This window comes from Stenotrophomonas sp. RIT-551 (assembly GCF_026241915.1).
In the GTDB taxonomy this organism is placed as follows: Bacteria; Pseudomonadota; Gammaproteobacteria; order Xanthomonadales; family Xanthomonadaceae; genus Stenotrophomonas; species Stenotrophomonas bentonitica_A.
The window spans coordinates 1-12820 of sequence record NZ_JAPJIU010000028.1 but is presented as its reverse complement, the minus strand read 5'-3'; the positions used below and the strand labels follow the sequence as shown (position 1 = coordinate 12820).

Annotated in this window: 14 protein-coding genes and 1 pseudogene; 10 read left to right on the top strand and 5 right to left on the bottom strand. The window is 67.1% G+C overall.

From position 1 onward, the window contains the following. Both ORK51_RS17765 and ORK51_RS17760 read left to right on the top strand, forming a co-directional pair. Positions 1 to 237 (top strand): annotated as a pseudogene (locus tag ORK51_RS17765) (classical arabinogalactan protein 4); the annotation flags it as partial. Between the two features lie 174 nt (positions 238 to 411). Continuing rightward, positions 412 to 582, top strand: coding sequence for a hypothetical protein (locus ORK51_RS17760; protein WP_019185753.1), 171 nt, complete (start codon positions 412 to 414; stop codon positions 580 to 582). A 68-nt stretch (positions 583 to 650) separates the two neighbouring features. On the opposite strand, the gene ORK51_RS17755 is transcribed toward ORK51_RS17760, so the two are convergent. Then, positions 651 to 1130, bottom strand: coding sequence for an Lrp/AsnC ligand binding domain-containing protein (locus ORK51_RS17755; protein ID WP_046272909.1), 480 nt, complete (start codon positions 1128 to 1130; stop codon positions 651 to 653). 149 nt (positions 1131 to 1279) lie between these two features. Between ORK51_RS17755 and ORK51_RS17750 the strand changes: the two genes are divergently transcribed. Together ORK51_RS17750 and alr are read left to right on the top strand one after the other, a co-directional pair. Further along, positions 1280 to 2590, top strand: a complete 1311-nt coding sequence (locus tag ORK51_RS17750; protein ID WP_266086254.1) for a D-amino acid dehydrogenase — start codon at positions 1280 to 1282, stop codon at positions 2588 to 2590. Then, complete coding sequence (gene alr, locus ORK51_RS17745) at positions 2569 to 3642, top strand: alanine racemase (RefSeq protein ID WP_266086252.1); 1074 nt, start codon at positions 2569 to 2571, stop codon at positions 3640 to 3642. The genes ORK51_RS17750 and alr overlap by 22 nt, the downstream gene beginning before the upstream one ends. 75 nt (positions 3643 to 3717) lie before the next feature. Here the strand turns inward: alr and ORK51_RS17740 are convergent, their stop codons facing one another. Next, a complete protein-coding gene (locus ORK51_RS17740; protein ID WP_266086250.1) occupies positions 3718 to 4284 on the bottom strand; it encodes a DUF3016 domain-containing protein in 567 nt (188 codons plus the stop codon). Positions 4285 to 4516: 232 nt separating this feature from the next. On the opposite strand from ORK51_RS17740, the gene ORK51_RS17735 reads away from it, so the two are divergent. Together ORK51_RS17735 and ORK51_RS17730 are read left to right on the top strand one after the other, a co-directional pair. After that, positions 4517 to 6502, top strand: coding sequence for a hybrid sensor histidine kinase/response regulator (locus ORK51_RS17735; protein WP_070426537.1), 1986 nt, complete (start codon positions 4517 to 4519; stop codon positions 6500 to 6502). 81 nt (positions 6503 to 6583) lie between these two features. Beyond that, positions 6584 to 6874, top strand: a complete 291-nt coding sequence (locus ORK51_RS17730) for a DUF3247 family protein (RefSeq protein ID WP_046272912.1) — start codon at positions 6584 to 6586, stop codon at positions 6872 to 6874. 28 nt (positions 6875 to 6902) lie between these two features. On the opposite strand, the gene ORK51_RS17725 is transcribed toward ORK51_RS17730, so the two are convergent. Beyond that, positions 6903 to 7166, bottom strand: a complete 264-nt coding sequence (locus ORK51_RS17725) for a hypothetical protein (RefSeq protein ID WP_019185760.1) — start codon at positions 7164 to 7166, stop codon at positions 6903 to 6905. A gap of 142 nt (positions 7167 to 7308) precedes the next feature. Between ORK51_RS17725 and ORK51_RS17720 the strand changes: the two genes are divergently transcribed. The 3 genes from ORK51_RS17720 to ORK51_RS17710 are packed head-to-tail and all read left to right on the top strand — an operon-like array spanning position 7309 to position 9811. Next, entirely contained in the window at positions 7309 to 8430 is a 1122-nt protein-coding gene (locus tag ORK51_RS17720) for a class I SAM-dependent methyltransferase (RefSeq protein WP_266086246.1), read from the top strand. Continuing rightward, complete coding sequence (locus ORK51_RS17715; RefSeq protein WP_266086244.1) at positions 8427 to 9131, top strand: pseudouridine synthase; 705 nt, start codon at positions 8427 to 8429, stop codon at positions 9129 to 9131. Before ORK51_RS17720 ends, ORK51_RS17715 begins: the two co-directional genes overlap by 4 nt. Then, positions 9128 to 9811, top strand: coding sequence for an HAD family hydrolase (locus ORK51_RS17710; RefSeq protein WP_070426540.1), 684 nt, complete (start codon positions 9128 to 9130; stop codon positions 9809 to 9811). The genes ORK51_RS17715 and ORK51_RS17710 overlap by 4 nt, the downstream gene beginning before the upstream one ends. A gap of 106 nt (positions 9812 to 9917) precedes the next feature. Here the strand turns inward: ORK51_RS17710 and fabB are convergent, their stop codons facing one another. Both fabB and fabA read right to left on the bottom strand, forming a co-directional pair. After that, a complete protein-coding gene (gene fabB / locus ORK51_RS17705; RefSeq protein ID WP_019185764.1) occupies positions 9918 to 11126 on the bottom strand; it encodes a beta-ketoacyl-ACP synthase I in 1209 nt (402 codons plus the stop codon). After that, entirely contained in the window at positions 11126 to 11641 is a 516-nt protein-coding gene (gene fabA / locus ORK51_RS17700) for a 3-hydroxyacyl-[acyl-carrier-protein] dehydratase FabA (protein WP_019185765.1), read from the bottom strand. Before fabA ends, fabB begins: the two co-directional genes overlap by 1 nt. A gap of 231 nt (positions 11642 to 11872) precedes the next feature. Between fabA and dinB the strand changes: the two genes are divergently transcribed. Next, the coding region (gene dinB / locus ORK51_RS17695; RefSeq protein ID WP_266086240.1) for a DNA polymerase IV at positions 11873 to 12820 on the top strand (948 nt) is incomplete at its 3' end.

Here is a 12820-nt window from a genome sequence, read left to right as displayed (position 1 = left end):
CCGGTGAAATCGTCCTCGCAGACCCAACAGCAGCTGCGCACTCACCCGATCCAGAGCAAAGGCCCGTCGCAGCCGGCGCCGATGCAGGGGCCTGCCGTGCAGAGCAAGGTCTACGACCGAAACGGCCGGATCATTCCAGGGGTCAAGCAGGTGGGCCCCAACCGCGTGCTCGATACCCGTACGGGGCGTTACTACGACGCGGTGCCCCGTGGCGATGGCCAGCAGATAAAACCGTGAGGGCTGCGGCGCCGGGACGCGGAGCATGAATGGTTTACATCGGGCTGCCCGCAGTCATCGCCGTCAACGCACCACCTCACTGTTTTTTCGCCTGTGATTAACCGGATCGGCGGGACCCTGTACCCGCGCCGCAACCCAGCGCATCCCCCGAGGTTTTTCGAGAAGAGTGCAATCATGGCTAACCAGCAGAACCGCAGTCCCGGCAAATCGCCGCAGGAGCAGCAGGGCAGTCAGCAGCAGAACCAGAAGCCCGGCCAGCAGAACCAGCAGCAGTGGGACCAGCAGAATCAGAAGGGCGGCAAGCAGCAGGACCAGAAGCACCAGGACCAGAAGCAGCAGCGCTGATGCGCTTGACGCAATGAACGAAGGCGGTGCGCACACGCGCGCCGCCTTTCTGCGTTATCGGGCCGGCATCAATCCGGGATCGGCAGGGTCAGGGTTTCCTTGACCTCTTCCATCACGATGTAGCTCTTGGATTCACGCACGTGCGGCAAGGTCAGCAACGTGCTGCCGAGCAGCTTGCGGTAAGAGGCCATCTCACTGATGCGTGCCTTGAGCAGATAGTCGAAATCGCCCGACACCAGGTGGCACTCCAGCACGTTGGGCAGCTTCAGCGCCGCGCGCCGGAACTCCTCGAAGATATCGCCGGATTTGTAGGCCAGGCTGATCTCCACGAACACCAGCAGGCTGGCCTTGAGGTAATGCGGATCCAGCTTGGCGTAATAGCCGGTGATCGCGCCGTCGCGCTCCAGCCGCCGCACGCGCTCGGTGCAGGGCGTGGTCGACAGCCCGACCCGCTCGCCCAGTTCGGTGAAGGAAATGCGACCCTCGGCCTGCAGGATGCGCAGGATCTTGCGGTCGATCTTGTCCAGTTCACGGGCACGCGTGGCCATCGGCGTCAGCCTCTCGAGGATGTTGGCGGGACAATATCCTGCCTGATGCAGGAAAAACAGGCGATTTGATTGGTTGGGGCTGACTATACTTCCTCAATTATGGTCCCGGCGTGCTCCTGCGCAGGGAATGATCGGGTTGGAGAGGTGTCATGCGCGTTCTAGTCCTTGGCAGCGGTGTGATCGGCACGACCAGTGCCTGGTACCTGCGGCAGGCCGGGTTTGAAGTCACGGTCGTCGACCGCCAGCCCGGTCCGGCGCTGGAAACCAGTTTCGCCAACGCAGGCCAGCTGTCGTTCGGGTATACCTCGCCGTGGGCCGCCCCCGGCGTGCCGCTCAAAGCGGTCAAATGGCTGTTCTCCGAGCATGCGCCGCTGGCGATCCGCCCGGGCCTGGACTGGCACCAGTACCGCTGGCTGGCGCAGATGCTGCGCAACTGCACGCACGAGCGCTACGCGATCAACAAGGCGCGCATGGTGCGCATGTCCGAGTACAGCCGCGACTGCCTCAACGAGCTGCGCCGCGAGACCGGCATCGAATTCGAGGGCCGCGACCTGGGCACCACCCAGTTGTTCCGCACCCAGCAGCAGCTGGATGCCTCCGCGCAGGACATCGACGTGCTGGCCCAGTACGGCGTGCCGTACCAGGTGCTCGACCGCGCGGGCATCATCGCCCATGAGCCGGCGCTGGCCGGCGTGGCCGACAAGCTGGTCGGCGCGTTGCGCCTGCCGCGCGACCAGACCGGTGATTGCCAGCTGTTCACCCGTCGCCTGGCGCAGATGTGCGTCGATGCCGGGGTCGAATTCCGTTTCGACCAGGACATCGCCGGCCTGCACAGCGATGGCGACCGCATCACCGGCGTGCGCATCGATGGCAAGCTGGAAACCGCCGATCACTACGTGGTCGCGCTGGGCAGTTACTCGCCGTCGCTGGTCGCACCGCTGGGCATGCAGCTGCCGGTGTACCCGCTCAAGGGCTACTCGCTGACGCTGCCGATCACCGATCCGGCAATGGCGCCGACCTCGACCATCCTGGATGAAAGCTACAAGGTGGCCGTGACCCGTTTCGACGACCGCATCCGCGTCGGTGGCATGGCCGAGGTGGGCGGGTTCGACCTGTCGCTCTCGCCGCGCCGCCGCGCCACGCTGGAGAAGGTGGTGCGTGATCTGTACCCGGAGGGCGGCGATCTCTCGCGCGCCGAGTTCTGGACTGGCCTGCGCCCGGCCACGCCGGACGGCACCCCGGTGGTCGGCGCCACGCCGTACCGCAACCTGTTCCTCAATACCGGCCACGGCACCCTGGGCTGGACCATGGCGTGCGGCTCCGGCCGCTACCTGGCCGACCTGATGGATGCCCGCCAGCCGCAGATCAGCACCGAAGGCCTGGATATCTTCCGTTACACCCACCATGCCGCCTCTGTCCGTCACCGTGAGCCGAGTTCATGCGCCCAGCCCGTGCGTTGATTGATCTGGACGCGCTGCGCAGCAATTACCGGCTGGCGCGCGAACTGGGGGGCGGCAAGGCCGTTGCGGTGATCAAGGCCGATGCCTACGGGCACGGCGCGGTGCGCTGCGCCCGCGCGCTGCAGGCCGAGGCCGATGCCTTTGGCGTGGCCTGCATCGAGGAAGCGCTGGAGCTGCGCGCGGCCGGCATCACCGGCCCGATCCTGCTGCTGGAAGGCTTTTTCGACGCCAGTGAGCTGCCGCTGATCGTGCAGCACGACCTGTGGTTCGCGGTCGGCGCGCCGTGGCAGGTCGAGGCGGTGGCCGCGTTCCAGACCACCGCCACGCTCAACGTGTGGTTGAAGCTGGACAGCGGCATGCATCGCCTGGGCCTGTGGCCGGACGAGTTCCGTGCCGCGCACGCCACGTTGATCGCGTTGGCGCATGTCGGGCCGATGGTGCTGATGACCCACATGGCGCGGGCCGACGAACTGGACAGCCCGCGCACCCGCGAGCAGGCCGACGTCTTCGCGGCCACCATCGACGGGTTGGCCGGGCAGACCAGCCTGTGCAACTCGCCAGCGCTGCTGGGGTGGCCGGACGTACGCAGCGACTGGGTCCGCCCGGGCCTGATGCTGTACGGGATCAACCCGATGCCGGCACATACCGCGCTGACCGGGCGCCTGCGGCCGGTGATGAGCATGCGTTCGAAGATCTTCGCCGTCCGTGACATCGCAGTGGGCGAGCCGGTCGGTTACGGCGCGCGCTTCGTCGCGCAGCGCCCGACCCGGGTTGGCGTGGTCGCGCTCGGTTACGCCGACGGTTACCCGCAGTTCGCGCCGAACGGCACCCCGGTGCGGATCGACGATCAGCCAGGCATCGTGATCGGCCGGGTCTCGATGGACATGCTCACCGTGGACCTGACCCACCTGCCGCAGGCCGGCATCGGCAGCACGGTGACGCTGTGGGGCGATGCCCCCCGCATCGAGGCGCTGGCACCGCTGTGCGGGGTCAGTGCTTACCAGCTGCCGTGTGGGGTGAAGCGGGTCGTGCGCGAGTACGTCGACGGCTGAACCGCCACCGGCGATACCGCGTGCATGAAAAAAGGCGGCGCTGATGCGCCGCCTTTCTCATGTGGGCCCAAGGGCTCAGGTGCTGGCCGTGGCCTCGTTGCGCAGGTCGCGCCGGATCCAGTCATCCAGCAGGCGCTTCTCATAGCGCAGGGGGTCGGTGTCGCTCTGTCGCCCGATGTTGTGCAGGTAGCCGGTGTCCTGCAGCTTGCGTTCCCCTTCGCTGATCACCTGGCCCTGCGCATCCTTCAGGGTGTAGGTCAGGGTCACGCGTGGGGGGTAGATATCGCGCATCACCCGGATGTCGCTGGCGCGAGGTCCATGCCAGGGCTCGTAATCGCCGGCGCGCTTGATGTCGGTGAAGGTGACCTGCAGCGTCTGGCCGGGCTGCAGCGCCTTGCTGGCCGTGGTCTGCACATACTTGGCCAGTTGCTGCACCCAGTCGCCGCGTTCGGCCTCGAAGCGGTTGTTGCTCAGCCGGATCTCGGTGAACTGTGCCGGGTCGGTCCAGGTCACCTGGACAGGGCCTTCGGTCTTGAGCGCGCGCGGGGCCTGCGGGTCGGTCACGGTACGCGGGGCGGCCGCCGCGCTGCCGATGAGCAGCAGCCCGGCCAGGGCCCCGGCAATCAGGGAGGTGCGGTTCATGACAATGCCTGGGTCGCGATCACAAGTGGGATCAGGTACCAGTGTGATCCCGATCCGGGTGGCGGACAATCCACGCGTGTATGCTCCGCGTCTGCGGTTGGCGCCAATTCACCCAGGCCCGCCCCAGACCCCCGGCGCTTGACGCTGCGAATACGCGCGTTGGCCGATCCTGTCCTCCTCTGTTTCGCCAGTTGCCTCATTGAAGCCCTTGCCCAGCCTGCCCACTTCGACGTTGGAACGCGCCTCTTTCCTGGCTTCATCGCCGGATCCGGCCCTGTATCGCACGGTCCTTGAGCGCCTGAATGCGGGGTTCTGCATCATCGAGGTGATCTTCGACGATGCCGGGGTGGGCGTGGATTACCGGTTCGTGGAGGTCAATGAGGCGTTTTCGCGCAATACCGGCTTGAACAATGTCTGCGGGCAGCGGATGACCAGCCTGCAGCCCGGCCATGAGACGGACTGGTACCGCACCTATGGCGAGGTGGCACTGAGCGGCCAGGCCCGGCAGTTCGAGATGGAAGCACGCGCGCTGAACCGGTGGTACTCGGTCGAGGCGGTCAGCGTTGGCGAACCGGACGAGCATCTGGTGGCCGTGGTGTTCTTCGACATCACCAACCGCAAGCACATCGAGGTGGAGCTGGCCGAAAGCGAGGCGCGCTTCAGTGCGCTGGCCGATGGCCTGCCGATGCCGGTGTGGGTCCTGGATGAGCGCGGGCATTCGCGCTTCGTCAACAGTGCCTTCAGCGAGTTCTTCGGCGGTGACGAGCAGCGCGTACCGGACGATGTGTGGCGTGGCCTGGTGCATCCCGACGATGCCTCGGTGTTCGATTACGAACTGCAGGAGGCACTGAAGTCGCAGCGCTCGATGCATGCGCTGGTGCGCGGCCGTCGCGCCGATGGGCAATGGCGCTGGCTGGAAATGAACGCGCGGCCCCGCTTTTCCAGGATGGGCCGCTTCATCGGCCTGGCCGGCAGCAGCCCGGATGTGACCGAGCGCCGCGAGATCGAAATGGCGCGCGAAGAACTGCTGCAGTCCGAGCGTGCCGCGCGCAGCGCCGCCGAGAACATGGCGCGGCTGAAGGATGAGTTCCTGGCCACGCTTTCGCACGAGCTGCGCACCCCGCTCACCACCATCCTGGGCTGGAGCGAACTGCTGCTGCAGCGCATCGACAACACCAGCCCGATGTACAAGGGGCTGGGCGTGATCGCCAACAGTGCGATGGCGCAGAAGCGGCTGATCTCGGACATGCTGGACCTGAGCAGCATGCTGCTGGGCAAGGTCCAACTGGAAGTGGAAATGCTGGATCTGCGTGCGCAGCTGGAAGAGGCCATGCGTGCACAGGAGCTGGTCGCCGAAGGCAAAGCGCTCTCGATGGAACTGGTGATGCCCGACGAGCCGTGCCTGGTGCTCGGCGATGCCACGCGCCTGCAGCAGGTGCTGTGGAACCTGCTGTCCAACGCCATCAAATTCACCCCGGCCGAAGGGCGCGTGGTGCTCACCCTGGCCGCCGATGGCGGGCACTGGTCGATCACCGTGACCGACTCCGGCGACGGCATCGCGCCGGAGTTCCTGCGCCATCTGTTCAGCCGCTTCCGCCAGGCCGACGGCACCACCACGCGTCGCCATGGCGGCCTGGGGCTGGGGCTGGCGATCGTCCAGCAGCTGGTGGAACTGCATGGTGGCGTGGTTGCGGCCAGTAGCGAAGGCCACGGCCAGGGTGCCAGCTTCAACGTGCGCCTGCCGCGCTATCAGCCGCAGGCCGATGGCCGCCCGCTGCGCGAAGTGTTCAGCGGGCCGATCACCGAACAGATCATCGAGCCGTATCCGCTCAAGGGCCTGCACCTGCTGGCCGTGGAAGACCAGCCCGAAGTGCTGGAGTACCTGCGGCGGCTGTTGGAAGAGCAGGGCGCTTCGGTCACCACGGCGTCCTCTGCCGGCGAAGCGCTGGCACTGCTCAACGAAAACGGCCACAGCGGTATCGATGCCCTGCTGACCGACATCGGCATGCCGGGCATGGATGGGTACGGCCTGGTACGCACATTGCGCGACAACATGGGCGTCGAGCCAGAGGCGTTGCCGGCGGTGGCGGTGACGGCGCTGGCACGTGCGGACGACCGCAAGCGCGCATTGGCGTCAGGCTTCCAGGAGCACGTGGCCAAGCCCTATTCGGTCGCCCAGCTGGTGGCCGCGGTGCGTGGCGTACTCGCCAGCCGCTGAGCCGGCGCCGCTGCCGGCAGCCGTTGGCAATGTGTTGACGCCGCGGCGGGCACACTGAGGGCGTACGCCACAGGAGTTGCCATGTCACGTTACGCCCCCCGCATCCACACCGATCCGGCCGCCATCGCGGCCCTGGAAGCGCTGCTGCCGCAGCTGCACGGCCAGACCCAGGTCGAGCTCACGCTTGATGACGGCAGCCGCCTGCTGGGCACCGTGGCAGTGCAGCCGACGCTGCAGCAGTACCGCGATGCCGACGAACATGAAGGCAGCAACGGCCAGCTGCGATTGGACGATCTGGATACGCCGGTCCAGCAGCACCTCATCTGGCTCGATCAGATCAGGGCCATCCGGCAGCTGCCCTACCGCGAGTGATCGCGGCGGGCAGTGCCTCGGCGCCGGCTCAGTGGGTGAATTCGCTGGGCTCGGCTTCGAAGCGACGCGCGTAGGCGCGCTCATCGGCGATCCGCGCCACCTCTTCATCGGCCATGTCCGGCGCCCCATAGACCGCATAGGCTACGTTGCCATCGGAGGTCTTCCCGATCTGGTGCAGGCGGTAGCGCGAGTGGCCGCCGCCGGTGTCTTCGGGGTAATGCACCGGTGGTTGGCTGCCCTCCATGTCCATTTCGCTGTTGTCGACTACGCCACCGACGAACAATGCACGCATGAGCCATCTCCACGGGAAGTGAGGCTCCACCCTGCCGGTTTGGATGTTGTCAGGGCATCAACAGGACGTTGAATAAACGCAAATCCGGGTCCGGCGGGGCGAACCGGTAGAATGGCGGCCTCTTTTCAAGATGTGCCCCCGCATGGCTGCCCAGCACGACGCTCCCCTGGAAACCCTGTTCCTGCCCTTCGCCAGTGGCGCACTGTCCTGGCCGGCCGGCCCCGTGCTGTTCCTGCGCGCCCGCGACGGCGCGCCGCTGCGCGAGCACGCCCAGCCGGCCCAGCTGGTCTGCGAGCAGAGCTTCCGCCCGTTCGCCGATGCGCTGGAAGCCAGTGGCTGGACCGTACGCGACGAGCAGCAGCTGGCCAGCGACGCCACCCGCTACGCCGTGGTGCTGGTCCTGCCGCCGCGCCAGCGCGAGGAGGCCAAGGCCCTGTTCGCCCGTGCGCTGGCGCTGGCCGCGCCCGGCGGCATCGTGGTGGCCTGCCAGCACAACAACGAAGGTGCCCGCTCCGGCGAAGGCGACCTGCAGCAGTTGGCCGGCCTGGGCGGCAAGCTGACCAAGAACCACTGCCGCGCATACTGGACCGCGCCGCTCAATGGCCAGCACGACGCCGCGCTGGCGCAGCGCTGGGCGTCGCTGGACGCGCCGCGCGCGATCCTGGGCGGCCGCTTCCAGAGCCGCCCCGGCATCTTCGCCTGGGACCGCATCGACCCGGCCTCGGCGCTGCTGGTGGAGCAGCTGCCGGCCGACCTGGCCGGCCGTGGCGCTGACCTGGGGGCCGGCTTCGGCTACCTCTCCGCTGAAGTGCTGGCCCGCTGCCCGAACGTGAGCGCGCTGGACCTGTACGAGGCCGAAGGCCGCGCCCTGGCCCTGGCCCGCGAAAACCTTGCCGCGCTGGGCAAGCCGGCGGCGCTGGGCTTCCACTGGCAGGACGTCACCGCCGGGATCGAGGGCGAGTACGACTTCATCGTGACCAACCCGCCGTTCCACACGCCCTCGCGCGCCGACCGTCCCGACATCGGCCAGCGCTTCATCGCCGTGGCCGCGCAGGCGCTGCGCCCGGGCGGGCGGATGTGGCTGGTGGCCAACCGCCATCTGCCGTACGAGCAGATCCTCAACGAAAGCTTCGGCCAGGTCCGCGTGGCCGCCGAGCGCGATGGCTTCAAGCTGATCGAAGCGACCAAGGCGAGCAAGAGCGCGACCCCGGCCCGTGCCCCGCGCAGCACCGAGCCGAAGTGGGGCCGCGGAGGCCGCGCATGAAGCTGGTCAAGCTGTTGGCCAACCTGGGCTATGGCAGCCGCAAGCAGGTGCAGGGGATGTTCCGCGCTGGCCTGATCACCGATGCCGACGGCGAGGTGCTGTACGCCGACGACGCGGTCGCGCATGAGGCGATCCGGGTCGAGGGCGAGCCGCTGGATCCGCCGCAGGGGCTGACCCTGATGCTGCACAAGCCGCGCGGTTACACCTGTTCCACCAAGGACAAAGGCCGGCTGATCTACGACCTGCTGCCGCCGCGTTACCGCGAGCGTGCGCCGGTGCTGTCCTCGGTGGGCCGCCTGGACCGCGACACCAGCGGCCTGCTGCTGATGACCGATGATGGCGCGCTGCTGCACCGGATCGTGTCGCCGAAGTCGCGCCTGGACAAGGCCTACGAGGTCACCCTGGCCGAGGACCTGCGCGGCGATGAAACCGCGCGTTTCGCCAGCGGCGGGCTGATGCTGGAAGCGGACGACAAGCCGTTGCTGCCGGCCGAGCTGCACGTGAACGGCCCGCGCCAGGCGCAGCTGGTCCTGCACGAGGGCCGCTACCACCAGGCGCGCCGGATGTTCGCGGCGGTCGGCAACCACGTCGAGGCGCTGCACCGCAGCCGCATCGGCGGGCTCTCGCTGGGCGATCTGCCGGAAGGCGAGTGGCGCATGCTCGATGCCGCCGATCTCGAGACACTGTTCAACGTCCCATGAGTGCTTTGGCCGCGCTGCCGTTCCTGCCCGACGCCGTCATCTTCGACATGGACGGCCTGATGATCGACAGCGAGCGGGTCTCGATCGCGTGCTGGTCGCAGGCGGCGCAGGAACTGGCGCTGCCGTTCCCGGAGGGGTTCTGGCTGCGCATGGTGGGCCTGGGTGACCGCGACTGCGAGTGCCTGCTGCTGCAGACGGTGAATGCCGAGCAGGTCGCTGCGCTGTTCGCGCGCTGCCATGACCTGTATGAAGCGCGCACGCAGCAGGGCCTGCCGCTGCGCCCGGGCATCCTGGAGATCCTGCAGCTGCTGCACGATCACGGTGTGCCGCGCGCGGTCGCAACCTCCACGCGCCAGCCGCGCGCCTCGCGCAAGTTGGCCGCCGCCGGCCTGCTGCCGTTCTTCGAGGTGGTGGTGACCAGCAGTGACGTGTCGCGTCCCAAGCCGGCGCCGGACATCTACCTGCTCGCGGCGCAGAAGCTGGGCAAGGACCCGGCGCGCTGCCTGGCGCTGGAAGATTCCCCGGCCGGCATCCGCGCGGCGGTGGGTGCGGGCATGACCGCGATCCAGGTGCCGGACCTGGTGCACCCGGATGAGGAACTGCGTGCACTGGGGCATCGCATCGTGGGTTCGCTGCTGGATGCGCGGGCGTTGTTGATGCCGTTGTTGCCTCCTCCTTGAGTTTGCCCAACGGCCTGCCAGCGGCAGCGGGGCTCGGCTCGCCGATACACCGGCATAAAAAAGCCCGGCACATGGCCGGGCTTTTTCGTGTACGTCGCCGCTGCAATCAGATGCGGCTGAACACCAGCGCTGCGTTCGTGCCACCAAAGCCGAAGCTGTTGGACATCACGGTGTTCAGCTGTGCCGGCTGCGTCTCGCGCACGATCGGGAAGCCTTCCACCAGCGGGTCCAGCTCGCCGATGTTGGCCGAGCCGGCGATGAAGCCGTCACGCATCATCAGCAGGCAGTAGATCGCTTCGTGCACGCTTGCCGCGCCCAGCGAGTGGCCGGACAGCGCCTTGGTCGAGGACAGCGGCGGGATGGTCTCGCCGAACACTTCACGGACCGCCTTCAGCTCGGTGACATCGCCCAGCGGGGTCGAGGTGCCGTGCGTGTTGAGGTAGTCGATCGGGCCGGTGAGGTGCTCCATCGCCATGTTCATGCAGCGCACCGCGCCTTCACCGGACGGGGCGACCATGTCGGCACCGTCGGAGGTGACGCCGTAGCCGACCAGTTCGGCGTAGATGCGCGCGCCACGGGCCACGGCGTGGTCGTAGTCTTCCAGCACCAGCATGCCGCCGCCACCGGCGATGACGAAGCCGTCGCGGTCCTTGTCGTACGGGCGCGACGCCGAGGCCGGGGTCTCGTTGAAACGGGTCGACAGTGCGCCCATCGCATCGAACATCACGCTCATCGACCAGTGCAGGTCTTCACCACCACCGGCGAACATCACGTCCTGTGCGCCGTGGCGGATCAGGTCGGCGGCGGCGCCGATGCAGTGCGCCGAGGTAGCGCAGGCGGCCGACAGCGAGTAGCTCAGGCCCTTGATCTGGAACGCGGTGGCCAGGCAGGCCGACACGGTGGAGCACATCGTGCGCGGCACCATGTACGGGCCGACCTTGCGCACGCCACGGGCGCGCAGGATGTCGGCCGATTCCACCTGCCACTGGCTGGAGCCGCCACCGGAGCCGGCGATCAGGCCGGTACGCGGGTTGGCGACCTGCGCCTCGTCCAGGCCGGCATCGGCGATGGCGTCGCGCATGGCGATGTAGGCGTAGGCCGAGGCATCGCTCATGAAGCGCTTCACCTTGCGGTCGATCTGCGCATCCAGGTCCAGTTCGATGTTGCCGCCGACGTGGCTGCGCAGGCCGGCTTCGGCGTGGTCGGGCAGGTGACGGATGCCGGCGCGGCCTTCACGCAGTGCCGAGGACACGGTGTCCAGATCGTTGCCCAGGCACGAGGTGATGCCCATTCCGGTAATGACGACGCGACGCATCAGAAGTTCTCAGTGGAAGTGAACAGACCTACACGCAGGTCCTTGGCAGCGTAGATTTCGCGGCCATCGACGAGCATGCGGGCGTCGGACTGGGCCATCACCAGCTTGCGGTTGATGACGCGCGAGATATCGATTTCGTAAGTGACCAGCTTGGCGTTCGGCAGCACCTGCCCGGTGAACTTCACTTCACCGCAACCCAGGGCGCGGCCACGGCCGGGCGCACCGATCCAGGTCAGGAAGAAGCCGGTCAGCTGCCACATGGCATCCAGGCCGAGGCAGCCGGGCATGACCGGGTCGCCGAGGAAATGGCAGTCGAAGAACCACAGGTCAGGGCGGATATCCAGTTCGGCGCGTACCATGCCTTTGCCGTGCGGGCCGCCGTCCTCGCGGATATCGGTGATGCGATCGAACATCAGCATCGGATCATTGGGCAGGCGACCGCTGCCCGGGCCGAACAGTTCACCGCGGGCGCTGGCCAGCAGCTGGTCGCGCGAGAACGCGTTGAGACGAGTCATGGAAAACGCAATCCTGAAGAAGTTGTCGTCGGGGTGAGCCGACCACAGGTCGACTGCTCTTGCATGAAGCAAGTGCTCAAGAGTGCATGAGAAAAAGTGATTCAATCAAACGTTTTAACCGTACGCCGCCGTAGTGTTTTCAGGTTCAAAAACGCATGTTGTTGTTATCCAACAACCATACTGCGGCGTGTGGCTGTAATCTTGTTCATCTGAATTCGAGTACCGACGACCGTGTCCCGCCCCCGCAAGATCATTCACGTCGACATGGATGCGTTTTACGCGTCCGTGGAGCAGCGCGACGATCCCTCGTTGCGGGGCAAACCGGTGGTGGTGGCGTGGCGCGGCATGCGCTCGGTGGTGTGCGCGGCCTCCTACGAAGCACGCGTGTTCGGGGTGCGTTCGGCGATGCCCGCGGTACGCGCGGAGCGGCTGTGTCCGGATGCGGTGTTCGTGCCCCCGGATTTCGTCCGTTACAAGGCGGTGTCGCGCCAGGTGCGCGAGATTTTCCTGCGGCATACGGAGCTGGTGGAACCGCTCTCGCTGGATGAGGCGTATCTGGATGTGACCGAGCACAAGGGCGGGATGACGGTGGCAACGGAGATCGCGCAGATCATCCGCGCGCAGATCCGCGAGGAGACGCAGCTGACGGCGTCGGCGGGGATCGCGCCGAACAAGTTCCTGGCCAAGATCGCCTCGGATTGGCGCAAGCCGGATGGGCAGTTCGTGGTGCCGCCGCATCGCATCGAGCAGTTCCTGACGCCGTTGCCGGTGAACCGCGTGCCGGGCGTGGGCAAGGTGATGGCGGCCAAGCTGGCCGAGCTGGGCATCGCCACGGTGGGCGATCTGCGTTCGCTGCCGCTGGAGGAACTGGAGGCGCGGTTCGGGACGTTCGGCGGGCGCTTGTTCAATCGTGCGCGCGGCATCGATGAGCGACCGGTGGAGCCGGATCAGCCGGTGCAGTCGATTTCGTCGGAAGACACGTTCGCGGAGGATCTGCTGCTGGAGGATCTGGCGCCGGCGATCGTGCAGTTGGCGGAGAAGACGTGGCAGGCGACGCGCAAGACAGACCGGGTGGGGCATACGGTGGTGTTGAAGTTGAAGACCTCGCAGTTCCGGATCATTACGCGCAGTTTCACGCCGGAGTCGCCGCCGGATTCGATGGAGGAACTGCGGGATATT

What these genes read in the sequence shown, in the direction of transcription:
- fabA (WP_019185765.1), bottom strand. Translation starts at nt 11,641, where the DNA reads ATGACTCGTCTCAACGCGTTCTCGCGCGACCAGCTGCTGGCCAGCGCC.
- ORK51_RS17710 (WP_070426540.1), top strand. Translation starts at nt 9,128, where the DNA reads ATGAGTGCTTTGGCCGCGCTGCCGTTCCTGCCCGACGCCGTCATCTTC.
- ORK51_RS17725 (WP_019185760.1), bottom strand. Translation starts at nt 7,166, where the DNA reads ATGCGTGCATTGTTCGTCGGTGGCGTAGTCGACAACAGCGAAATGGAC.
- ORK51_RS17740 (WP_266086250.1), bottom strand. Translation starts at nt 4,284, where the DNA reads ATGAACCGCACCTCCCTGATTGCCGGGGCCCTGGCCGGGCTGCTGCTC.
- ORK51_RS17750 (WP_266086254.1), top strand. Translation starts at nt 1,280, where the DNA reads ATGCGCGTTCTAGTCCTTGGCAGCGGTGTGATCGGCACGACCAGTGCC.
- ORK51_RS17730 (WP_046272912.1), top strand. Translation starts at nt 6,584, where the DNA reads ATGTCACGTTACGCCCCCCGCATCCACACCGATCCGGCCGCCATCGCG.
- alr (WP_266086252.1), top strand. Translation starts at nt 2,569, where the DNA reads ATGCGCCCAGCCCGTGCGTTGATTGATCTGGACGCGCTGCGCAGCAAT.
- ORK51_RS17720 (WP_266086246.1), top strand. Translation starts at nt 7,309, where the DNA reads ATGGCTGCCCAGCACGACGCTCCCCTGGAAACCCTGTTCCTGCCCTTC.
- fabB (WP_019185764.1), bottom strand. Translation starts at nt 11,126, where the DNA reads ATGCGTCGCGTCGTCATTACCGGAATGGGCATCACCTCGTGCCTGGGC.
- ORK51_RS17755 (WP_046272909.1), bottom strand. Translation starts at nt 1,130, where the DNA reads ATGGCCACGCGTGCCCGTGAACTGGACAAGATCGACCGCAAGATCCTG.
- ORK51_RS17715 (WP_266086244.1), top strand. Translation starts at nt 8,427, where the DNA reads ATGAAGCTGGTCAAGCTGTTGGCCAACCTGGGCTATGGCAGCCGCAAG.
- ORK51_RS17760 (WP_019185753.1), top strand. Translation starts at nt 412, where the DNA reads ATGGCTAACCAGCAGAACCGCAGTCCCGGCAAATCGCCGCAGGAGCAG.